The 20,144-nt window shown below is 61.1% G+C and carries 19 protein-coding genes; 8 read left to right on the forward strand and 11 right to left on the reverse strand.

Annotated features, from left to right (window positions below; all coding sequences use genetic code 11):
* Positions 1-2: 2 nt before the first annotated feature.
* From ycaC to KW840_RS27105, 6 genes are all read right to left on the reverse strand, one after another.
* Positions 3-629, reverse strand: a complete 627-nt coding sequence (gene ycaC / locus KW840_RS27080) for an isochorismate family cysteine hydrolase YcaC (RefSeq protein ID WP_008004800.1) — start codon at positions 627-629, stop codon at positions 3-5.
* Positions 630-698: 69 nt separating this feature from the next.
* Positions 699-2,537, reverse strand: coding sequence for an amidohydrolase (locus KW840_RS27085; protein WP_218498345.1), 1,839 nt, complete (start codon positions 2,535-2,537; stop codon positions 699-701).
* Positions 2,537-3,145, reverse strand: a complete 609-nt coding sequence (locus tag KW840_RS27090) for an antibiotic biosynthesis monooxygenase (RefSeq protein WP_154947830.1) — start codon at positions 3,143-3,145, stop codon at positions 2,537-2,539. The genes KW840_RS27085 and KW840_RS27090 overlap by 1 nt, the downstream gene beginning before the upstream one ends.
* On the reverse strand, positions 3,138-3,554 hold the full coding sequence (locus KW840_RS27095; protein ID WP_218498346.1) for a DoxX family protein: 417 nt from the start codon (positions 3,552-3,554) through the stop codon (positions 3,138-3,140). The genes KW840_RS27090 and KW840_RS27095 overlap by 8 nt, the downstream gene beginning before the upstream one ends.
* A gap of 268 nt (positions 3,555-3,822) precedes the next feature.
* The gene (locus KW840_RS27100) at positions 3,823-4,089 is read right to left on the reverse strand and encodes a DUF6124 family protein (RefSeq protein WP_218498347.1); all 267 of its coding nucleotides are present in this window, start codon (positions 4,087-4,089) and stop codon (positions 3,823-3,825) included.
* Between the two features lie 1,430 nt (positions 4,090-5,519).
* The gene (locus tag KW840_RS27105; protein WP_057715510.1) at positions 5,520-6,437 is read right to left on the reverse strand and encodes a LysR family transcriptional regulator; all 918 of its coding nucleotides are present in this window, start codon (positions 6,435-6,437) and stop codon (positions 5,520-5,522) included.
* A gap of 160 nt (positions 6,438-6,597) precedes the next feature.
* Here KW840_RS27105 and KW840_RS27110 point away from each other — a divergent pair, with 160 nt between their 5' ends.
* Positions 6,598-7,047, forward strand: a complete 450-nt coding sequence (locus KW840_RS27110; RefSeq protein ID WP_218498348.1) for a helix-turn-helix domain-containing protein — start codon at positions 6,598-6,600, stop codon at positions 7,045-7,047.
* A 36-nt stretch (positions 7,048-7,083) separates the two neighbouring features.
* On the opposite strand, the gene KW840_RS27115 is transcribed toward KW840_RS27110, so the two are convergent.
* Complete coding sequence (locus tag KW840_RS27115) at positions 7,084-7,908, reverse strand: alpha/beta fold hydrolase (protein ID WP_218498349.1); 825 nt, start codon at positions 7,906-7,908, stop codon at positions 7,084-7,086.
* Between the two features lie 43 nt (positions 7,909-7,951).
* Positions 7,952-8,518 carry a flavodoxin family protein gene (locus KW840_RS27120; RefSeq protein WP_218498350.1) on the reverse strand — a complete coding sequence of 189 codons (567 nt, stop codon included), beginning with the start codon at positions 8,516-8,518 and terminating at the stop codon, positions 7,952-7,954.
* A 366-nt stretch (positions 8,519-8,884) separates the two neighbouring features.
* On the opposite strand from KW840_RS27120, the gene KW840_RS27125 reads away from it, so the two are divergent.
* Entirely contained in the window at positions 8,885-11,689 is a 2,805-nt protein-coding gene (locus tag KW840_RS27125) for a winged helix-turn-helix domain-containing protein (RefSeq protein ID WP_218498351.1), read from the forward strand.
* Here KW840_RS27125 and KW840_RS27130 read toward each other — a convergent pair.
* Positions 11,654-13,138 carry a winged helix-turn-helix domain-containing protein gene (locus tag KW840_RS27130; RefSeq protein ID WP_218498352.1) on the reverse strand — a complete coding sequence of 495 codons (1,485 nt, stop codon included), beginning with the start codon at positions 13,136-13,138 and terminating at the stop codon, positions 11,654-11,656. The two genes, KW840_RS27125 and KW840_RS27130, sit on opposite strands and share 36 nt — an antisense overlap.
* Positions 13,139-13,289: 151 nt before the next feature.
* Positions 13,290-14,240: a GlxA family transcriptional regulator gene (locus tag KW840_RS27135; RefSeq protein WP_218498353.1), complete on the reverse strand. Its 951-nt coding sequence runs from the start codon at positions 14,238-14,240 to the stop codon at positions 13,290-13,292.
* A gap of 329 nt (positions 14,241-14,569) precedes the next feature.
* On the opposite strand from KW840_RS27135, the gene KW840_RS27140 reads away from it, so the two are divergent.
* The gene (locus KW840_RS27140; RefSeq protein ID WP_218498354.1) at positions 14,570-15,292 is read left to right on the forward strand and encodes a pirin family protein; all 723 of its coding nucleotides are present in this window, start codon (positions 14,570-14,572) and stop codon (positions 15,290-15,292) included.
* Positions 15,293-15,409: 117 nt separating this feature from the next.
* Here the strand turns inward: KW840_RS27140 and KW840_RS27145 are convergent, their stop codons facing one another.
* Positions 15,410-16,471 carry an AraC family transcriptional regulator gene (locus tag KW840_RS27145; protein ID WP_218498355.1) on the reverse strand — a complete coding sequence of 354 codons (1,062 nt, stop codon included), beginning with the start codon at positions 16,469-16,471 and terminating at the stop codon, positions 15,410-15,412.
* A gap of 163 nt (positions 16,472-16,634) precedes the next feature.
* Between KW840_RS27145 and KW840_RS27150 the strand changes: the two genes are divergently transcribed.
* From KW840_RS27150 to KW840_RS27170, 5 genes are all read left to right on the forward strand, one after another.
* A complete protein-coding gene (locus KW840_RS27150) occupies positions 16,635-17,486 on the forward strand; it encodes a 3-hydroxybutyryl-CoA dehydrogenase (RefSeq protein ID WP_057715519.1) in 852 nt (283 codons plus the stop codon).
* A complete protein-coding gene (locus tag KW840_RS27155; protein ID WP_218498356.1) occupies positions 17,473-18,132 on the forward strand; it encodes a TetR/AcrR family transcriptional regulator in 660 nt (219 codons plus the stop codon). Before KW840_RS27150 ends, KW840_RS27155 begins: the two co-directional genes overlap by 14 nt.
* A gap of 89 nt (positions 18,133-18,221) precedes the next feature.
* Positions 18,222-18,635: a VOC family protein gene (locus tag KW840_RS27160; protein WP_218498357.1), complete on the forward strand. Its 414-nt coding sequence runs from the start codon at positions 18,222-18,224 to the stop codon at positions 18,633-18,635.
* 138 nt (positions 18,636-18,773) lie between these two features.
* A complete protein-coding gene (locus tag KW840_RS27165; RefSeq protein ID WP_218498358.1) occupies positions 18,774-19,202 on the forward strand; it encodes a hypothetical protein in 429 nt (142 codons plus the stop codon).
* A gap of 48 nt (positions 19,203-19,250) precedes the next feature.
* Positions 19,251-20,003 carry a hypothetical protein gene (locus KW840_RS27170; protein WP_371318498.1) on the forward strand — a complete coding sequence of 251 codons (753 nt, stop codon included), beginning with the start codon at positions 19,251-19,253 and terminating at the stop codon, positions 20,001-20,003.
* Positions 20,004-20,144 lie beyond the last annotated feature (141 nt).

Genomic DNA, 20,144 nt, shown 5'->3' on the forward strand with positions numbered 1-20,144 from the left:
TCTTACTTGGCAGTAAATTTGGTGTAGCTGTTGATCAGGTTGCGATAGTTCGGCAGGCGTTCGGACAGCAGGTTGGCCAGGCCTTCCATGTCGTTGCGCCAGTCGCCTTGCAGCTCGCAGGCCACGGAGAACCAGTTCAGCAGTTGTGCACCGGCGGCCGACATGCGCGCCCAGGCCGCTTGTTGCACGGTGGTGTTGAAGGTGCCGGAAGCGTCGGTCACCACAAACACCTCAAAGCCTTCGGCAATGGCTGACAGTGTCGGGAACGCCACGCACACGTCGGTCACCACACCGGCAATGATCAGTTGCTTGCGACCGGTGGCCTTGATCGCCTTGACGAAGTCTTCGTTGTCCCAGGCGTTGATCTGGCCCGGGCGTGCAATGAACGGCGCGTCCGGGAACTGCGCCTTGAGCTCCGGCACGATCGGACCGTTCGGACCGCTGTCGAAACTGGTGGTGAGGATGGTCGGCAGTTTGAAGAACTTGGCGATGTCGCCCAGCGCCAGCACGTTGTTCTTGAACTCATTGGGCGAGAAATCCTGTACCAGCGAGATCAGACCGGTCTGGTGGTCGACCAGCAATACCACAGCATCGTCTTTGTTCAGGCGTTTGTAGGGAACGTTGCTCATTGGAAACTCCTTGGTGGATGGTTGTTGCAGTCAGCGCCGACCTGTTGGGCCGGCGCTTTTTTAAAAGAGTCAGAAGGCAAAACACGAGCAGCCAAAGGCGCCCCAGAAACCGGCGAAATCGCTGACCGGCGCGTTCGACAGGCGCGCCCGTTCATGACTGTGGGAATGCACCGCGCACGGGCCGCTGCAATGGTGAACCTGGGCCTGCATCGGCGAAGTCGGGCGCCAGTGGCCCGGCACCTTCACCACCGGCGACCAGTCCGGCAGCACCGGCACGCTGGCCGGCCCGAGCTTCTCGAAGTCACCGGCGCCGTACACCACCTTGCCGCCGACCACGGTCAATACCGACTCGATCCACTTGATCGCCTCTTCATCGACGCTGAAAAAATCTGCACTGAGGGCCGCGACGTCAGCCAGTTGCCCGACCTTGATCTGGCCCTTCTTGCCTTGCTCCGACGAGAACCAGGCGCTGCCGTGGGTGAACAGTTCCAGCGCCGTCAGGCGTGAAAGGCCTTCGGCGTGCAATTCCATACCTCCGACGGTGCGACCGCTGACCATCCAGTACAGCGAGGTCCACGGGTTGTAGCTCGATACCCGCGTGGCGTCGGTACCGGCACCCACCGGTACGCCTTCGGCCAGCATGCGTTTGATCGGTGGCGTGGCTTCGGCCGCTTTCGCGCCGTAACGCTCGACGAAATATTCACCCTGGAACGCCATGCGATCCTGAATCGCGATGCCGCCGCCCAGCGCCCTCACCCGCTCGATGTTCTGCGGGGTGATGGTTTCGGCGTGGTCGAAAAACCACGGCAAGCCGTTGAACGGAATGTCGCGATTAACCTTCTCGAACACATCGAGCATGCGGCTGATGGATTCGTTGTAGGTGGCGTGCAAACGGAACGGCCAGCGTTGCTCGACCAGATGGCGCACCACCGGCTCCAGTTCGGCTTCCATGGTTTGCGGCAGGTCCGGGCGCGGTTCGAGGAAGTCTTCGAAGTCCGCCGCCGAGAACACCAGCATTTCCCCGGCGCCGTTGTGTCGCAGGAAATCGTCGCCCTGGTGCAGTTTCACGCTGCCGGTCCAGTTCTTGAAGTCGGTCAACTCTTCCTTGGGCTTCTGGGTGAACAGGTTGTAGGCGATGCGCACGGTCAGTTGCTCGTCCTTCGCCAACTGCTCGATCACCTGGTAATCGTCCGGGTAATTCTGGAAACCGCCGCCGGCATCGATGGCACTGGTCAGGCCCAGGCGATTGAGTTCGCGCATGAACTGACGGGTCGAGTTGACCTGATACTCCAGCGGCAGCTTCGGCCCCTTGGCCAGGGTCGAGTACAGAATCATCGCGTTGGGCCGCGCCACCAACATGCCGGTCGGCTCGCCATTCGCGTCACGCACGATCTCGCCGCCTGGCGGGTTCGGTGTGTCACGGGTGTAGCCGGCGACACGCAACGCGGCGCGGTTGAGCAAGGCGCGGTCGTACAGGTGCAGCACGAAAACCGGCGTGTCTGGCGCCGCCTGATTGAGCTCCGCCAGGGTCGGCATGCGCTTTTCAGCGAACTGGAATTCGTTCCAGCCACCGACCACCCGCACCCACTGCGGGGTCGGCGTGCGGTCGGCCTGCTCCTTGAGCATGCGTAAGGCATCGGCCAGTGACGGTACACCTTCCCAACGCAGTTCCAGGTTGTAGTTCAAGCCGCCACGGATCAGGTGCAAGTGTGAGTCGTTGAGCCCGGGGATCACGCAACGCCCCTTGAGGTCAATCAACTGGGTGTTCGAGCCCCGCAGGGCCATGGCTTCGGCATCGTTGCCGACCACGACAAAACGCCCGTCGCTGATCGCCACGGCGCTGGCGAGCGGTTTTTCGCGGTCAACGGTATGGAATTGACCATTGAACAGAATCAGATCGGCGTTCATCACGGTTCCTCGTGCAATGTGGCGGGAGACAGCCAGGGCGCGAACAGACGCGTCGCCATGGGCATGAAGATGTAAACCACCGACAGCACGATGGTCAGGGTGATCAGGAACGTGGCCACCACGTAATTGGAGAGCAAGGCGTTGAGCCGCAACAACGGCCCCCAAAGCAGCGGCACCAGCAAGGTGTGCGGCAGGATCACCAGCAGCGTCACCACGGCCTGCTTCCAGCGCGGCGGTGGCGTACTGGCCTCGGCCTGGGGCGAGAACCAGAACTCGTTGACCGGATTGACTTCGGTCTGGTCACCATCGGCCAGCATCGGCGCGGCTTCATCGACCAGTTCCTGGCGTTGCGGTGAATCGAGCCAGCGCTGCATCGCCTCGGTCGAACAAAAGCGCAGCACGCAGGTGTAGGTGTCCAGGCCGGCATTCTTGCCACGCACCACATCCACGCCCAAGTGCCCGACGTTCTGCGCGGCCACCTTGACGATGTTGCGCAGCCAGGCTGCATAAGGCACTTCGAAACCGGCCTTGACCCGGTGCTTGACGATCAGGGTCACCACCTCATCAGGCCCCGGACTTGCCGGCTCACGGCGATTGGATTCAGACATAACGCAAGGCTCCGGCGAAACGGACATTGAGTGCCAGGCGTCCCGGCCCGGCGATGAAAATGCTGGTGAACACGATCAGCAACAGCCAGCCGAACTGGCCTTCGAAGAGCGTCCACTGCGGGTGCACGATCACCATCGACACCCACAGCAAAAACAGAATAGGCAAACACGCCAGACGCGCCAGCAACCCGGCGACGATCAGCAGCGGGCACACGACCTCGGCGAAAATCGCCAGCATCAGCGTCAGATTCGTGCCCAGGTGGAAAGGGTCTTCGATGCTTTGCAGCTCGGCACTGTAGTGAAGCAGCTTGGGCAAGCCATGCACCCACAACAGGAACAACCCGCCGCTGACCCGCAGGAACAGCAGCCCCCAGTCTTGCGCCCGATCATCACTTCGCGAAGTGTCCATGGCCTACCCGCACAAATGAAAAACCACCGGCGTCAATGCGCCGGGACAGGATTCGATAGTGCCGGGGCGGAGGAAGGAAAAATTGAATGTACGTGCTCTGTTTGCGTGAAGACCGAGATCGACCAAACGACATAGAACCCTGTGGGAGCGAGCTCGCTCGCGAAAAACGTCTGGACAACACGATCAATCAGGCAGCACGCGTTATCGTTGACGTCCATCGCGAGCAAGCTCGCTCCTACAGGGTTGCTCGTTGCTTGCTGCTACTGGACTAGTCTTGCGGGTCGAGATTATCCAGCGCCCGGTTCACCGCCAGCTCACCCAACATGATGATCTGCGCAATCCCCAGCAGCGCATTGCGATGAGGGCTTTGCAGAAATCCAGCAAGATCGCTGGCCATGATGCTGGCCGAGGCCAGGGATTCGCAGGCGTGGGCCAAGAGGGTTTCGGTGTTGATGTCGGGGGCGATGAGAAACATCGTGCTGGGATTGTGTGGTGGTGCCGGGGCATTCGGGGGATTGGGGGTGGGTTTGAACATGGTCAAGCTCCTTGATCAATGGAGCCGCCACAAGTCGCTGCTAAACGAATTGGGTGGCGGCTGTACGCGGGTTAGCAGACCAGGGATCAAGGAACCCGGCGCACCGAAGTGCCCCACGCACAGCCACCAAATTGCAGATCGGACTGATCTGAAGGTGACACTGGCGAGCCTTGAAATTTACCGAGCTGCTAAACCCGATCGCTGAATGGGCAGCGACGTGGAGAACGATAGAGATCAGGGCCAAGACTCACAAGCCGGCGGATTCTGGCGTAGTTGTAGGCAACGACGCAAGGCGGTGTGGCTTTCAGGAATTGAGGCTGACCGCTTTTAAACAGGGCTTTCAGAACACTGCACATTCCCTGTGGGAGCGAGCTTGCTCGCGATGGCGGCATTACATCCGGCATTGGTGTTGACTGATACACCGCTATCGCGAGCAGGCTCGCTCCTACAGTGGATCAGCGTATGTCTGTGAGAGATTGGTCGGCTGTCAGGCCGCCTTCGCGGGCAAGCCCGCTCCCTCAGGTGCTGAGTACATCTGCAAGTAATTGGGCGGCTGTCAGGTCGCCTTCGCGAGCAAGCTCGCTCCCACAATTTTATCGGTGTACATCAGCAAGAAATTGATTGGCTGGCAGGCCGCCTTCGCGGGCAAGCCTGCTCCCACAGGTGCTGAGTACATCTGCAAGTAATTGGGCGGCTGTCAGGCCGTCTTCGCGAGCAAGCTCGCTCCCACAATTTGATCGGTGTACATCAGCAAGAAATTGATTGGCTGGCAGGCCGCCTTCGCGGGCAAGCCCGCTCCCACAGGTGCTGAGTACATCTGCAAGTGATTGGGCGGCTGGCAGGTCGCCTTCGCGAGCAAGCTCGCTCCCACAATTTGATCGGTGTACATCAGCAAGAAATTGATTGGCTGGCAGGCCGCCTTCGCGAGCAGGCTCGCCCCTACAGTTGGGCTGGGTACACTCGTAAGAAAGTGGTCGGCTGTCAGGCCGCCATCGCGAGCAAGCTCGCTCCCACAGAAGAGCAAAGCAGAGCATCCCGCACCACCGCGTCGCTTCTCACCACTCATCAGGCCGAGCGTTAGCTCGCCTGCAGCTTTTGATCTTGATCCACCCGCCCCCTCGGCAGGCTGAGCGGAGGTGTTTATCCGGGGATTGGCGCGCAGCGCCGTTCGACACAGTCGAACTCATTGCATGTAGGTCGAAGCGAAGCCGACCGGAGGGCAATGCCCCCGGATGAATACCGCAGCGAAGGAACGCCGAGCCTCAGCGAGGGGCCGTACGTAAGGGGCGAGACTTTTTGGTTCCTTTTGTGTCGTTTGACAAAAGGGACTCGCCGTAAGGGCGAAACCGCCAGCCGCCGTTACCGAAGAAACGGATATGTACTCAATCAACCAAGACCCTGGTCGGCCCAGAGGCCGCCAAGGTCAACACCTAAGAAACATCCAAAGCCACAGACATGAACTGACCGATCCGCGACCGCAACCACCGTTCCGCCGGATCATTGTCATGCACCCCGCTCCAGGCCATCGACAACTGCGCCGCCTCAATCTCGAACGGCGGATCCTCAGCGCGCAAGCCACAGCCCTCGACCAACGCACACGCCGCATAATCCGGCACAGTGGCAATCATCTCGGTCCCGGCGAGCAACGCCCGCAACCCACTGAACTGCGGCACCCCCAGCACCACACGACGACTACGCCCGACCTTCGCCAGATCCAGGTCGATGTTGCCACTCAGGTCGCCGGAAAAAGACACCATCGCATGGGGCCGCTCGCAGTACTCATCCAGGGTCAGCGTCCCCGGCCGGGTGTCGCCGCGCAGCACTTTGCAGGGGATATCGCGCAGCTTCTTGCGCTTGGCATTGGCCGGCAGATCCGTGGTGTAGCTCACACCCACCGAAATTTCCCCCGACGCCAACAGCGCTGGCATCAACAAGTAATTGGCCCGCCGCACGACCACGACGATGCCCGGTGCTTCCTCTTGCAACTGACGCAGCAACGGTGGAAACAAACCGAACTCGGCATCGTCCGACAACCCGATGCGAAACACATCGCAACTGGTCGCAGGATCGAATTCCTTGGCCCGGCTGACCGCACCGGAGATGGTGTCCATCGCCGGCTGCAATTCCTTGAGAATCGCCAATGCGCGCGCCGTCGGTTCCATGCCGCGTCCATTGCGCAGCAGCAACGGGTCGTCGAACAGATCGCGCAAACGCCCCAGTGCGGCGCTCACCGCCGGTTGGCCCATGAACAGTTTTTCCGCGACTCGGGTCAGGTTCTTTTCGAACATCAGGGCCTCGAAAATCACCAGCAGGTTCATGTCGACGCGACGCAGATCGTTACGGTTCATAGGCACAGGTTCCTTGTGTGTGTTCGGCCGGGCGCGAGGATGAGAATTGTGTCTGACTTTACCCAAGACTTCCCGCGATGAGCGAGAAATTAACAACGATTAACTCGTAAGCCAGAGCCTTCGGGTCCAAGAATGAAGCCTACCGACACGGACATTCGCCATGGCTCACGTTCAGCAAAATGCCGCCCCCGCGTCATTCACGCCGGTGCCAAAGAAAAGCACCGGCTGCCTCAGCCCGCAGCGCGAAAAGCTGGTTAAACAACTGATCCTCGAACGTCTGGGCGACAGCCTGGAAGTTACTGAACTGGCGCAGGCCTGCGCCCTGTCGCGCAGTCACTTCTCCCGCGCGTTCAAGTGCAGCACCGGCCTCTCGCCACAGGACTGGATTCGCCAGCAGCGCATTGCCCTGGCCAAGCAATTGATCCAGTACACCAACCTCAGCCTCACGCAGATCAGCCTCGAATGCGGCTTCTGCGATCAGGCGCACTTCTGCCACATCTTCACCCGCAGCGAAGGCATCAATCCGTTTGCCTGGCGCTGTCAGGCGGTGCATGGCCTTAAAAGCAAAAGATCGCAGCCTTCGCCAGCGCCTACGGGTATGCACGTGTAGGCGCTGGCGAAACCTGCGATCCCTTGATCCGGCTTTTTAACCTTTCAAGAACGCCAACAGGTCAGCGTTGAGCTGGTCCTTATGGGTGTCCGTCAAACCGTGAGGGGCGCCCGGGTAAATCTTCAGGGTCGAGCCCTTTACCAGTTTGGCGCAGGAGACGCCCGCCGCTTCATACGGCACGACCTGATCCGCGTCGCCATGCACCACCAGCGTCGGCACGTCGAACTTCTGCAGGTCTTCGGTGAAGTCGGTTTCCGAGAACGCCTTGATGCAGTCATAGGCGTTCTTGTGGCCGGCCATCATGCCCTGCATCCAGAACCAGTCGATCATGCCCTGGGACGGTTTCGCGTCAGGCTTGTTGAAGCCGAAGAACGGGCCGCTGGCGAGGTCGATGTACAGCTGCGAACGGTCGGCCAGCGAGGCCTGGCGGATGCCGTCGAACACTTCCAGCGGCAGGCCGCCGGGGTTGGCTTCGGTCTTGAGCATCAGCGGTGGCACCGCGGAAATCAGCCCGGCCTTGGCCACGCGGCCGGTGCCGTGGCGACCGATGTAACGCGCCACCTCGCCACCGCCGGTGGAGAAGCCGAACAGCACGGCGTTTTGCAGGTCGAGCAGCTCGATCAACTGCGCCAGATCGTCGGCGTAATGGTCCATGTCATTGCCCGACCACGGCTGGCTGGAACGCCCATGACCGCGACGGTCGTGGGCGATGACCCGATAGCCCTTGGAGGCCAGGAAGATCATCTGCGATTCCCAGCTGTCGGCGTTCAGTGGCCAGCCGTGACTGAAGACAATCGGCTGACCGGTGCCCCAGTCCTTGTAGTAAATCTCGACGCCATCGCGGGTAATGAAAGTGCTCATGGGTGATGCCTCCTTAACGAGGGTTGGGGGTGAATCAAAAGGGTCAGTGGCGCAGGCGATCGGCCAGGCGCGCCACTCGCTCGCCCAGGTGCGCGGCGGTGCAGCGATCCTCGGGCGGAGGGGCATCGTCGGGGGATTGCTCGACATTCGACTGGGCCATGGCGCCCAGTGAGCTGCCCAGGCGATTGAGTTGGCCGTTGAACGCGCCGGTGCTGGAGCGTGCCGGCAGCAGGTCGAGGCCGACCCAGATCATCGAGTGCTGGGCGGCGAACACCGCCATTTGCAGCAAGGTGTTGAGTTTGTCGCCGCACAGGCAGCCGGAATTGGTGAAACCCGCCGCGAGTTTGTCGCGCCAGGGCTGGGTCAGGTAGAACGCCGCCGTGGCCTCCATGAACGCCTTGAAGGCCGCCGAGGCGCTGCCCATGTAGGTCGGCGCGCCGAAAATGATAGCGTCGGCGTTGTGCAGCCGCTCCCAGTGCTCGTCTACCTCTTCGACCGGGATCAACTGGCAGGTGCTGCCAAGGTGCCGTTCCACGCCACCGGCCACGGCTTCGGCCATGACCCGGGTGTGCCCGTAGCCACTGTGATAGACCACCACCACGTTGCTCATTGGTTTGTCCTTGAGATGGGTTGAAATCCCTTGTAGGAGCGAGCTTGCTCGCGATGGTGTGTCAGCCACATTGGTGTCGACTGATACTCCATCGCGAGCAAGCTCGCTCCTACAGGAAGATAGTTTTGGGTGCAGACCGGACGCAGGACGAGTTAAACGTTGTTAATTTTCCCAGGCGCGCAAAAAGCCCCGGCAGACGCTGTCCATCTGTCGCGCCCAACGATCACGGGGCCGACAGCCGCTGGCCGATACGCTAGAGTCAATGCCTGCCCCTTCAGTCACCCAAGCGACGCATTGCGCTCCGTAAAAAACCTGAGGAATATGCTCGAAAACCGCGTACCAGACGGATGCAGCAGGAGCGACTCGTTGACCCTTTCCCCCGAACAGGCTGTGCATTTCGGCCCCTACCGGGTCTACCCCGGACAACGCCTGGTGATGGAGGCCGACCAGCCTTTGCGCCTGGGGCGGCGCGCCATGGACATCCTGTTGATCCTGCTTGAGCACGCAGGCAACGTTGTCAGCAAGCAGCAACTGATCGCCCGGGTCTGGCCCAACAGCGTGGTCGAAGACATCAACCTGCGGGTGCACATGGCCGCGTTGCGCAAGGCGCTCGGCGACGGTCAGGCCGGCCAGCGCTACATCGTCACCGTGGCCCAGCGCGGGTACAGCTTCGTCGCACCGCACTCACTGGAACAGGCCGAGCAATCGCCAGCGCCCGAGGCTTGCGCACCGAGCCGGCATAACCTGCCGGTGCGCCGCACGCGAATGATCGGCCGGCAGACCCTGGTCGACAATCTGGTGGTGCAACTGCCACGCCAGCGCTTCATCACCCTCGTCGGTCCCGGCGGCATCGGCAAGACCACCGTGGCCTTGCGGGTCGCCGAACAAATGATCGGTCGCTACCGGGACGGCATTCGCCTGCTGGACCTGGCCCCGATCAACTGCCCGCTGATGATCGACGGTCATCTGGCGACGTTGCTCGAACTGGCCCTGCACAACGACGCCCCCCTGAGCGGTCTTGCCGACTCTCTGCGCGACAGGCAAATGCTGTTGGTCATCGACAACTGCGAGCACCTGGTCGACGCCATCGCCCATCTCTGCGAAACCATTCTGCGCAGTGCACCGCACGTACATATTCTCGCCACCAGCCGCGAAAGCCTGCGGGCCGAAGGCGAATTCGTCCAGCGCCTGGAGTCACTCGATTGCCCGCCGCCCATCGCCGTCCTCGACCGCGCCCAGGCCATGACCTTTTCCGCCCTGCAACTGTTTGTCGAGCGGGCCATGGCCAGCCATGACAGCTTTGAACTGACGGACAATGAACTGCCGCTGTTGATCGACATCTGCCACCGACTGGACGGCATTCCACTGGCCATCGAACTGGCGGCGGCGCAAGTGGGCAACTTCGGATTGCCCGGCTTGTTGACGCAGTTGCAAAGCAACTTCCGGGTGTTGACCCAGCCCTGCCAGACGCCCCTGGCACGCCATCAGACCCTGCGCGCGACACTGGACTGGAGCTTCGAGCTACTCAGCGCCTGCGAAAAGACCTGCTTGCGCCGACTGAGTGTGTTTCGCGGCGGTTTCACCCTGGAGTCGGCAGCGGCGGTGATTGTCGGCGAACACATCGAACCCCGCGAGGTGTTCGGCTCGATCACCCAATTGGTCGCCAAATCCCTGTTGAACGTGGAGGTGGGCGACGAGGATGTTTACTACCGCCTGCTCGATACCACCCGCAGCTATGCCCTGGAAAAACTTGCGCAAACCACCGACCTGCCCGGGACGCGGGAGCGGCATGCCGAGCGTTGCCTGGCAACGATGCAACAGGCGCAGGACGACTGGGAGAAAACGTCCACCGGCTTGTGGCTCGAACGCTATGGCCGGGCCCTGGAGGACATCCGTGCAGCCCTCGATTGGGGTTTGCACGGGCAAGGGCCGCAGGCACTGGCGATACGCCTGGCCGCGACGTCCACGCCGCTGTGGCAGGAGTTGTCACTGCTCAAGGAACACGGCGGTTATGTGCGCAAGGCGCTGGCCTTGCTCGAGCAGTCTGCCGAGCCTTGCCCGCGCTTGCAGATGGCCCTCAAGCTGGCTTTGGGCAGTGCCTGTTATCACGCTCAAGGAGGTAGCAGCGAAACTGTTGGCGCCTTCGTCAGCGCCAGAGCCCTGGCCAGCCAACTCAACGATGTGGCCGGTCAGTTGCGGGCGATTTCCGGGCACCTGGCGGTCAATCTCAGCTGCGGCCAATACCAGATGGCCCTGGAACAGAGTCGGCAATTCGATCACCTGGGGCTGCATGACGACGCCCTGATGTCCCTGAGCATGCATCGATTGCGGGTGCTCGCCCTGCACTTCTCCGGCAACCAGCATCAGGCAGGGGAGCATGCCGAACAAGTGCTGCAACGCATGGCCCACAGCGGTCATCTCAACCGTTTCACCCATGGCTTTGGCGTGCAATACGACCAGAGTGTGGCGGCGCTGACCCTCCACGCGCGCATCCTCTGGCTGCAAGGCCAGCCGGAACAGGCCTGGCGCACTGCCCGCCAGGCGCTGGACATCGCATTGCAGATCAACCACGGCACGTCGATCTGCTACACCCTGGCGCTCGCCGGCTGCCTGATCGCCCACTACAACGGCGATACCCGCAGCGCCCGCGAACTCCTGCGCCTGCTGCTGCAACAAGCGCGGAAGCACTCGGTCCTGCTGTTCCATGACTGGGCGCAACACTATGCGCGGGTGATCGGCGGTACCGATGTTCAGCCAATCGGCCGACAAAGCGTCGGTTTGATCAAGGACATCATGGTCACGCTGGATTCAACCTGTGTCGACGATGATTTGCTCGAACGTGCGCAAAGCGGTGTTTCGGACTGGAGCACGGCAGAGATACTGCGGGCCAGGGCCAGGACGTTGCTGGCAACCGATTGCCCGCTCCAGACCGCGACGGCCGAAACCATGCTGCTCAAGGCACTCGACGTGGCAAAGGCCCAGGGTGCCCTGGCCTGGGAGCTGCGTAGCGCCACCTCACTGGCGCAGTTGTGGCAGCGTCAGGGCGATCCCCAGCGGGCGCATCAATTGCTGGCCCCGATCTATCAGCGCTACACCGAAGGTTTCGCCACGCCAGACTTGATGACCGTTCGCCAGCTACTCGACGAGCTGCAATGCCACCTGCCCGCCTGAGGGCCAGCGTGTTTGACTGACGTAACCGGCATAACGCATTTCAAGGGCGCGCAAATCACCACTGAGTTCGAGTTTTTCCAGCGCATAGGTGCGGGTGGTGTTGAGGAAGCGGTAACGGGCCACTTCCCTCCCCTGTTCCAAGGTCAGTAGCGACTTGAGGGCCAGGCTTTCCATCACCTTGACCAGGTCGGCGGCGGGCAGCCTGTCGCAGCAGATCACGCCAATCGCTGCGTCCCGGGTGAAGGCCATTTTGAACACCGCCAGGCGCTGCAACACGGTTTGCTCCACGGCAGTCAAACGTTCGTAGCTCCAGTCCAGCGCCGCCTTGAGCGTCTGGTGCCGGGGCACGGCCGTGCGGCGGCCCTGGGACAGCAACTGAAAACAGTTATCGAGTTGCGCTTGCAACCCCACCAGCGCCAGCGCATCGATTTGCGCCGCCGCCAATTCAATCGCCAGCGGCAGGCCGTCGAGGCGCCGGCAGATTTCCCGTACGGTCTTGAGATCTTGTTCGCGCAGGGTGAACCCTTGCTGACGAGCCCGGCCACGGCTGACGAATAACTGCACCGCCGAATAGCCCATGACCTCGTCAACACTGCGCAGCGCTGACACCGGCGGCACCGCCAACGGTGGCAGACGCAATACGGTTTCGCCCGCTGCCTGGAGCGGCTCGCGGCTGGTGGCGAGGATCGACAGACGAGGCAGCGAAGCCAGCAGTGTTTCGATCAACGTCTGGCAGCGTTCGAGCAGGTGTTCGCAGTTGTCCAGAACCAACAAGGCATGCCGCTGCGCCAGCGCCTCCAGCGTGGTGCCGACCTCCAGCCCAAGGGTTCGTGTGAGGTGGTCGGTCACTTGCGCCGGGTCATCGATCGCCGCCAGGTCCACCAGCCACACGCCGTGCCGATAGTGCTGCAACAACAGTTCGGCCACGCGCAGCGCCACGGTGGTCTTGCCGATCCCGCAAGGCCCGACCAGGGTCATGAATCGGCGCACCGGCAACTGCCGCACCAGGCTGCCGACAACCGCATCGCGCCCGGTGATCGGCGTGAGCCGCGCCGGCAAGTTGTGCAGGGGCTTTTTTACGGTCTCGCTCGGGAACGAGACGGGCTGCGGCGAATGCTGTACCGGGGCGACAAAACTGTAACCGCGCTGGGGAATGTTGACGATGTAGCACTGGCCGTTCTGGCCGTCGCCCAGGGCTCGGCGCAAGGCGGCAATGTGTACCCGCAGGTTGATCTCTTCGACCACGGAGCGCGGCCAGACCTGCGCAATCAACTCTTCCTTGCTGACCACCGAGCCTGCGTGCTCGACCAGCACCTGCAACACGTCAAGGGCGCGGCCGCCCAGGCGCAGCGGTCGATCGCCTTCCAGCACCAGTCGCTGACTGAGGTGGAAAGCGTAAGGCCCGAATTGCAGCACCGCTTCGCTGTTTATATCTCTGAGGCTGTTCATGGGCTGTCACTCGCTGCAAGCCTGGCTTCCAGCCCAGGCTCTGCACCGTCCTTGCAATGAGTTCAGCGGTATCTTGGCAGGCCTCGGTGACGGTACAACTGCCGCGGGGGGAGCGTCACGGCCATTGCGGTGCGCACGACGGACATACGAGCTAGCTGAACTGCTCGCGGTATTGGGTTGGAGTCAGGCCGAGCTTTTCACTGAACAGAAAACGCATGTGCCGCACGCTGCCGAAGCCGCTTTTGAAGGCCACGGTCTTTTGTGGCAACTCGGTGGTTTCCAGCAGGTTCCTGGCGCAATCGATACGCGCGCTTTGCAGAAACTCCATTGGCGTCATGTTCACATCCCGGGCAAACACCCTGGCGAAATGACGCGGGCTCATGTTGGCCAGCCCGGCCATTCGCTCGATGCTGTAGGTTTCATCGAGATGTTCAAGCACATGGTTCTGCACCCGGGTAATCGCCGTTTCGTGAGGGGCCACCGCCGCCATCAACGGGCTGAACTGCGCCTGCCCGCCCTGGCGCTTCATCACCACCAGCAACACCTTGGCCACGTCCTGGGCGACTTTTTTGCCATGATCCTGGGCGACCACCGACAAGGCCAGGTCGATCCCAGCTGTGACGCCACCGGAAGTGATCAGGTTGCGGTCCTGAACGAAGATCTGATCGGTCTCGACGGTCGCCTTCGGAAAGCCCTTGATCAGCCGCTCGGTGTAGTGCCAGTGGGTGGTGACGCGATAGCCGTCGAGCAAACCCGCATGCCCCAACACGAACGCCCCGGTGCAGATCGAGCCATAACCGGCGGACCGGCTGACGTTGTGCCTGAGCCAGTCGAGCAATGGCGGATGCTTTTCGTTGTAGGCACCGGGACCACCGGGCACCAGCAGCAAATCAAACCCCTCGCAGGCCTGATCGATATGCCGGTCGGCGTGCACGCTCACCCCGTTGGACGCCCGCAGTGCGCCGGGCTCGGTGCCGATGGTCGTCAGCACATAGTGATCTTCGGGTTTCAGATAACGATTGGCGATGGAAAACACTTCCATGGGCCCGGCCATGTCGAGCAGGAGAAAGTCGGGAAACAGCACCATTGCCACGGTTTTCATGGATTGGAATTCACTGGGATCAAATAAGGTCGGTTTGTCGAGCGCTAGCCCTTTGTGGGAGCGAGCTTGCTCGCGATGGCAGTATCACATTCGACAGATGAGGTGACTGGAAAATGGCTATCGCGAGCAAGCTCGCTCCCACAGGTTTCGGTACTGTGCATTATGGACAAACACAGGCCAGGCATCGGAAAAGAATAGCTGATTGTCGCCCGCAAACTGTCAACCTGATCGAGACAGTATTTCAATTTTCATCTACTTATTGAACCATCAGGTAACCATTAACCTTCTCCTCACTCGGACGAATTCACGTCCCCAAAGGAGATTTCATCATGCTGACTCTTCGCAAAGCCTCGGATCGTGGCCTGGCCAATCACGGCTGGTTGAAGTCGTTCCATACCTTTTCCTTCGCCAGCTATCGCAACCCGAAAGAGCAGGGTTTTTCCGACCTGTTGGTGATCAACGACGACCGCGTCGCCGCCGGCAAAGGCTTCGGCCAGCACCCGCACCGCGACATGGAGATTTTCTCCTATGTGCTTGAAGGTGCCCTGGAACACAAGGACACCCTGGGCACAGGTTCCGTGATCCGCCCCGGCGACGTGCAACTGATGAGCGCAGGCAGCGGTGTGGCCCACAGTGAATTCAACCACTCCGGAACCCGGCCGGTGCACTTTCTGCAAATCTGGATCGTGCCCGACGTCAGCGGCGCCAAACCGCGCTATCAGCAAGAGCATTTCAGCCCCCAGAAGAAACGCGGGCGCCTGCAACTGATCATCTCGCCGGACGGCGCCAAGGGTTCGCTGAAGGTGCGTCAGGATGCACGGGTGTATGCCGGCCTGATCGACGGCAAGGAAAGCGCCACCCTGGAGCTCGCCGCCAACCGCTACGCCTATGTGCATGTGGCCCGGGGCAGCGTTGAGCTCAACGGTGTGTCGTTGCGGGAAGGCGACGGTGTGCGGGTTCGCGAAGAACAGGTGCTGACCTTGAGCAATGGCGTGGATGCTGAAGTATTGGTCTTTGACCTGCGGCCACAGGAACTGCCGGAAATGCCATGACAGATCCCTGTGGGAGCGGGCTTGCTCGCGAAAGCGCTGTGTCATTCAACAGAGATGTCGACTGGCACTCCGCCTTCGCGAGCAAGCCCGCTCCCACAGGTTGTGTGGCCCCCGGATTTATTCGCAGGTCCTGGCGCCCCCTGCGACAAGGGTAGCGATCTCTGCGCCCTGCTCCCCCTGATAACGGGCCCGATAGCGCCCGGGGCTTTCCCCGGTCCACTTCTTGAACGCCCGATGGAAGGCGCTGGGTTCCTGGAAACCCAGTTGTTCAGCGATATCGCTGATGCTCGCGTCGCTCTGACGCAATTGCTCAAAGGCCACGCCACGGCGGACTTCGTCCTTGATCTCTTGGTAGGAACAGCCTTCACGCTCCAGTTTGCGGCGGAAGGTGCTGGGGCTCAGGTGCTGTTCCAAGGCAAAGGCCTGCAACGTCGGCCACTGACTGTAATGACTGCCGCGCAAGCGCTGATGAACCTGGGATGCCAGGCCATGCTGGTTGCGGAAGCGGATCACCAGCCATTGCGGCGCGGTACGCAGAAACACTTTCAGCGACGCCAGGTCCTGAACCACGGGCAGGCGCAAGTAGTGGCTGGCAAATTCGATTTCGGTGCGCTCGGCACCGAAGGTCAGGTTGGGGCCCCACAGCAGGCGGTCATCACCCAGCGACAGGCGCGAATGGCGGAAGTCCGCACGGTCAATGGGAATGCGCCGCCCGCCCAGCCAGCACAGCAGACTGATCATCAACACCAGGAAAGTTTCTTCACCAAACCGGCTGGCATCGTTGTCCGTCGAACGGGTGTCGAGACTGATGACCGCACGCTTGCCACGCACGGCCAGAGAGCCGCGAAAGTCGCGCAGGAACAAGCCGAAGTTGGCCAGGCATTGACGCATGGCCTTGTGCAGATCGGGCTCCTGAATCAAGGCACGGCAAATCAGGGCGAAACTGCCCGGTGGCATGCCATGGGAATCGAGCCCGAAAAACTCATCGTCGAGCTCGCGGATCTGGATCAGCCACAACGCCGCAAACGCATTGGCCGGCACCCGCGCCGTGGGTTGGTGCATGACCGCCGGATCAATGCCCGCCTGTTCGAGCACGGCCGTCACGCGCTGCGGATCATCGCGCAGCCCATGGATCATTGCCTGCACGAAATAGGCGGCAACCGAGTCCTTTTCCCGCATTGGTTCGCTTCTCTCTCATCACCCGAATGGCAAAAAACATCAGTGCCGTTGAACAGTTTTGGCATAGGACAACCGCCCTGCCGGCTCTAGACTCGCGGCAATAGTACGCCTTCGGCCGCAATCGCGGCCAAGGTATCGCAGGGTTTGATCGAAGGATGGGAAGATGAATCTGCAAAACATCGGGGTGATCGGTGCGGGCACCATGGGCAACGGCATCGCACAAGTCTGCGCCATGGCCGGTTTCAACGTGACCTTGCTCGACATTTCCGAAAGCGCTTTGCAAAAAGCCGTCGCAACGGTCGGCAAAAACCTGGACCGGCAGATCGCCAAGGAAACCCTGACGCCGGAACAGAAACAGGCCGCTCTCGACAAAATCCGCACCAGCACCGACTACAGCAGCCTGCAAAATGCGCAGCTGGTCATTGAAGCTGCGACGGAAAATCTCGACCTGAAACTGCGTGTGCTGCAACAGATTGCCGCGCAAGTCAGCAGCGAATGCGTCATTGCCTCCAATACCTCGTCGCTGTCGATCACCCAACTCGCCGCCAGTGTCAGCCAGCCTGAGCGCTTCATCGGCCTGCATTTCTTCAACCCGGTGCCGGTGATGGGTCTGATCGAAGTCATCCGTGGCCTGCAAACCAGTGACGCGACCCACCAACTGGCGCTGGACATGGCGACCACCCTCGGCAAAACCGCGATCACTGCCGGTAATCGCCCGGGATTCGTGGTCAACCGGATCCTGGTGCCGATGATCAACGAAGCGATCCTGGTGTTCCAGGAAGGCCTGGCCAGCGCCGAAGACATCGATGCCGGCATGCGCCTGGGCTGCAACCAGCCTATCGGCCCGTTGGCCCTGGCGGACCTGATTGGCCTGGACACCCTGTTGTCGATCCTCGAAGCCTTCTATGACGGTTTCAACGACAGCAAATATCGCCCGGCGCCGTTACTCAAGGAAATGGTCGCCGCCGGTTACCTGGGACGTAAAACGGGGCGCGGCTTCCATGCCTATGCCTGAGCGTTGCTCGCGCTTTGCCGAGTACCGGGACAAGGTCCTGGAGCTGTTTGCCTGCAAGGGGTTCGGCCAGGTCGGCATGCGTGAGCTCGCGACGTGCCTGGGGCTCTCCCCAGGCTCGCTGTATCACCACTACCCCAGCAAACAGCATCTGCTGCTCGACCTGATCGAGGAGTTCTACGAGGAGCTGCTGGCCACCCTGGGACGTATCCAGCAAAAGGCCCCGGGCAAGCGCGACAAACTCAACAGCCTGATCCGCGCCCATCTGAATCTGCATCGGGAGATGCCCTGGCATTTCCGCCTGGTGGAGCGCGACAGCGGTTGCCTGAACGAAGAGCAACAGGATCGGGTCCGGCAATTGCGCGAGCAATACGAACGCACGTTGCTGAGAATGCTGGGCGCCAAGTCCCGTTTCAGCGAGCAAGGCCTGCTGGCCGCCGGGCATGCCATTGGCGCCCTGCTCAACAGCGCTCCCAGCTGGCTGACACCCCATGTGCTGGACGAGCAGGAACGTGATGAGCTGCTCGAGAGCATGGTCAGCGGCGCCATCGAACGCGTGCTTGCGCCACGGCGTGTGCCGGAGGCAATAAGCCTGGCGCGTCCTATTGAAAAAACATCTAACGAAACACAAGCTTCGACGAAGATTTAGCGCTTTGCTTGTCGGCTCGACACAATCGGAATTCGCCGAAAAAACCGGCGTCCAAACCGATGTATGTACTCGAGCACCTGGAGCCGACCATGAAAATCAATCCCTACCTTATCTTCAACGGCGACTGCAAAGCGGCCTTCACGTTCTACGCGCAGTGCCTGCAAGGCCAGATCGAAGCCATGATGACCTTCGGCGAAACGCCTGCCGGTGAGCATGTCCCCACGGATCTACACAACCTGATCATCCATACCCGCCTGATCGTGGGCGACCAGGCGATCATGGGGTCGGACACCACTCCGGATCGTCCCGTGGATAAAATGAGCGCCTGTTCGATTTCACTCAACGTCGACAGCATTGCCGAGGCCGAGCGGGTCTTCAATGCGCTGGCGGACGGTGGCGCTGTGCAAATGCCACTGGAGACCACGTTCTGGGCGGCGCGCTTCGGCATGCTGGTCGACCGTTTTGGTGTGTCGTGGATGGTCAATTGCGAAAAGGATCAGTGAAAGGCCTTGGTCGATCGAGAGTATTGAAGGCACAAAAAAGCCCGACCTGAAAAGGTTGGGCTTTCTGGCAACTCCCCGCCTGTCTGCTACCGTCAACTAGCCATACGGATAGCAGCAAACCTGAGGAGGATACCCACTATGCCGACCCACGACGCGTCCTGGCCCACTCGTTGCAAGCTCTTGCTACTGGCCGGTGGAATGATCGCCAGCCTGCTGACCCTCAATGGTTGCACCACTGTCGATGCACAGACCACCGCCTATGTCGGTGTAGAACATCCGGCACCGACATCGCCGGACCAGGTTGTCGTGCTGCGCTCGGAGCCTCTGCGCCCACATGTGCGCCTGGGTGAAGTGTTGATCGACGCCAGCATCGACCCTGCCCCGCCGATTACCGAAGTCGAACAGAAGCTGCGGGAAGAGTCCGCCAAACTCGGTGGCGACGCCGTGGTGGTCGTCTATGACCACATTCAAGCGGTGGGTGCCTATGCCAGCGGGCCGCTGTGGGCACGCGATGTGAGGACCATCGAGGGACGCAAGCTCAAAGGTATCGTGATCAAGTACCAGTAGATATCTCCCCTTGGGGGACAGCGTCAACGGAGGTTGAATTTGAATGACGTGGTGATCGCCCTCATCGTTTTCGCCTGCCTGTCCGCCAGCGCACTGATGGGCACGTACGTGAGGGAGCGATTACCGAGCCATCATCTGAGCGATGACTCCGTGGCAGTAGTGAAGCTGGCCACCGGCCTCATCGCAACGATGTCGGCGCTGGTCCTCGGCCTGCTCGTTTCCTCTGCCAAAGGCACCTTCGATACGGCCAATGCCGAACTGGAGGGCGCGGCGGCGAAAGTGGTTCAATTCGACCGCTTGCTGGCCCGCTACGGCCCCGACACCCAGGGCATCCGCACCGAGCTCAAGCACAACTACGCCGAAGTCATCCAGGTGCTCGCGACCCGCGATCACCGTCAGATTGAAAAACTCGATAGCCCAGAAGTGATCCGTCGCTCCGAAGGCCTGCAACGCCAGGTCGAGTCACTGACGCCCGGCAACGATGATCAGCGCGCGCTCAAAGCCAAGGCATTGCAAGACATGGACACCGTGTTTGCCGCCCGCTGGCTGACCCTGCTGCAGGCCAATCAATCGATTCCACCGGTGATGCTGGTGATCCTGGTGACGTGGCTGGGGATTATCTTCGGTTCGTTCGGCCTGTTTGCACCCTGCAACGGCACCATTGTCGCCGTATTGCTGATGTGTGCCCTGTCGACGGGGGCAACCATCCTGCTGGTAGAGGAACTCAATCGACCGCTTGATGGTTTTATCTGTGTGTCGCTGGATCCCCTGGAGCACACGCTGGAGCGGTTGGGGCAGTAATTTCATTTCCCGCGGACAAAAACAAAACCCCTACCTGCATACGCAGATAGGGGTTTCGGAATTTAATCTTGACGATGACCTACTCTCACATGGGGAAACCCCACACTACCATCGGCGATGCATCGTTTCACTGCTGAGTTC

It is taken from the genome of Pseudomonas sp. PDM30 (assembly GCF_019218985.1).
In the GTDB taxonomy this organism is placed as follows: domain Bacteria; phylum Pseudomonadota; class Gammaproteobacteria; order Pseudomonadales; family Pseudomonadaceae; genus Aquipseudomonas; species Aquipseudomonas jessenii.

Coding starts and splice junctions, on each gene's coding strand:
- ycaC (WP_008004800.1), bottom strand. CDS start 629: ATGAGCAACGTTCCCTACAAACGCCTGAACAAAGACGATGCTGTGGTA.
- KW840_RS27085 (WP_218498345.1), bottom strand. CDS start 2,537: ATGAACGCCGATCTGATTCTGTTCAATGGTCAATTCCATACCGTTGAC.
- KW840_RS27090 (WP_154947830.1), bottom strand. CDS start 3,145: ATGTCTGAATCCAATCGCCGTGAGCCGGCAAGTCCGGGGCCTGATGAG.
- KW840_RS27095 (WP_218498346.1), bottom strand. CDS start 3,554: ATGGACACTTCGCGAAGTGATGATCGGGCGCAAGACTGGGGGCTGCTG.
- KW840_RS27100 (WP_218498347.1), bottom strand. CDS start 4,089: ATGTTCAAACCCACCCCCAATCCCCCGAATGCCCCGGCACCACCACAC.
- KW840_RS27105 (WP_057715510.1), bottom strand. CDS start 6,437: ATGAACCGTAACGATCTGCGTCGCGTCGACATGAACCTGCTGGTGATT.
- KW840_RS27110 (WP_218498348.1), top strand. CDS start 6,598: ATGGCTCACGTTCAGCAAAATGCCGCCCCCGCGTCATTCACGCCGGTG.
- KW840_RS27115 (WP_218498349.1), bottom strand. CDS start 7,908: ATGAGCACTTTCATTACCCGCGATGGCGTCGAGATTTACTACAAGGAC.
- KW840_RS27120 (WP_218498350.1), bottom strand. CDS start 8,518: ATGAGCAACGTGGTGGTGGTCTATCACAGTGGCTACGGGCACACCCGG.
- KW840_RS27130 (WP_218498352.1), bottom strand. CDS start 13,138: ATGAACAGCCTCAGAGATATAAACAGCGAAGCGGTGCTGCAATTCGGG.
- KW840_RS27135 (WP_218498353.1), bottom strand. CDS start 14,240: ATGAAAACCGTGGCAATGGTGCTGTTTCCCGACTTTCTCCTGCTCGAC.
- KW840_RS27140 (WP_218498354.1), top strand. CDS start 14,570: ATGCTGACTCTTCGCAAAGCCTCGGATCGTGGCCTGGCCAATCACGGC.
- KW840_RS27145 (WP_218498355.1), bottom strand. CDS start 16,471: ATGCGGGAAAAGGACTCGGTTGCCGCCTATTTCGTGCAGGCAATGATC.
- KW840_RS27150 (WP_057715519.1), top strand. CDS start 16,635: ATGAATCTGCAAAACATCGGGGTGATCGGTGCGGGCACCATGGGCAAC.
- KW840_RS27155 (WP_218498356.1), top strand. CDS start 17,473: ATGCCTATGCCTGAGCGTTGCTCGCGCTTTGCCGAGTACCGGGACAAG.
- KW840_RS27160 (WP_218498357.1), top strand. CDS start 18,222: ATGAAAATCAATCCCTACCTTATCTTCAACGGCGACTGCAAAGCGGCC.
- KW840_RS27165 (WP_218498358.1), top strand. CDS start 18,774: ATGCCGACCCACGACGCGTCCTGGCCCACTCGTTGCAAGCTCTTGCTA.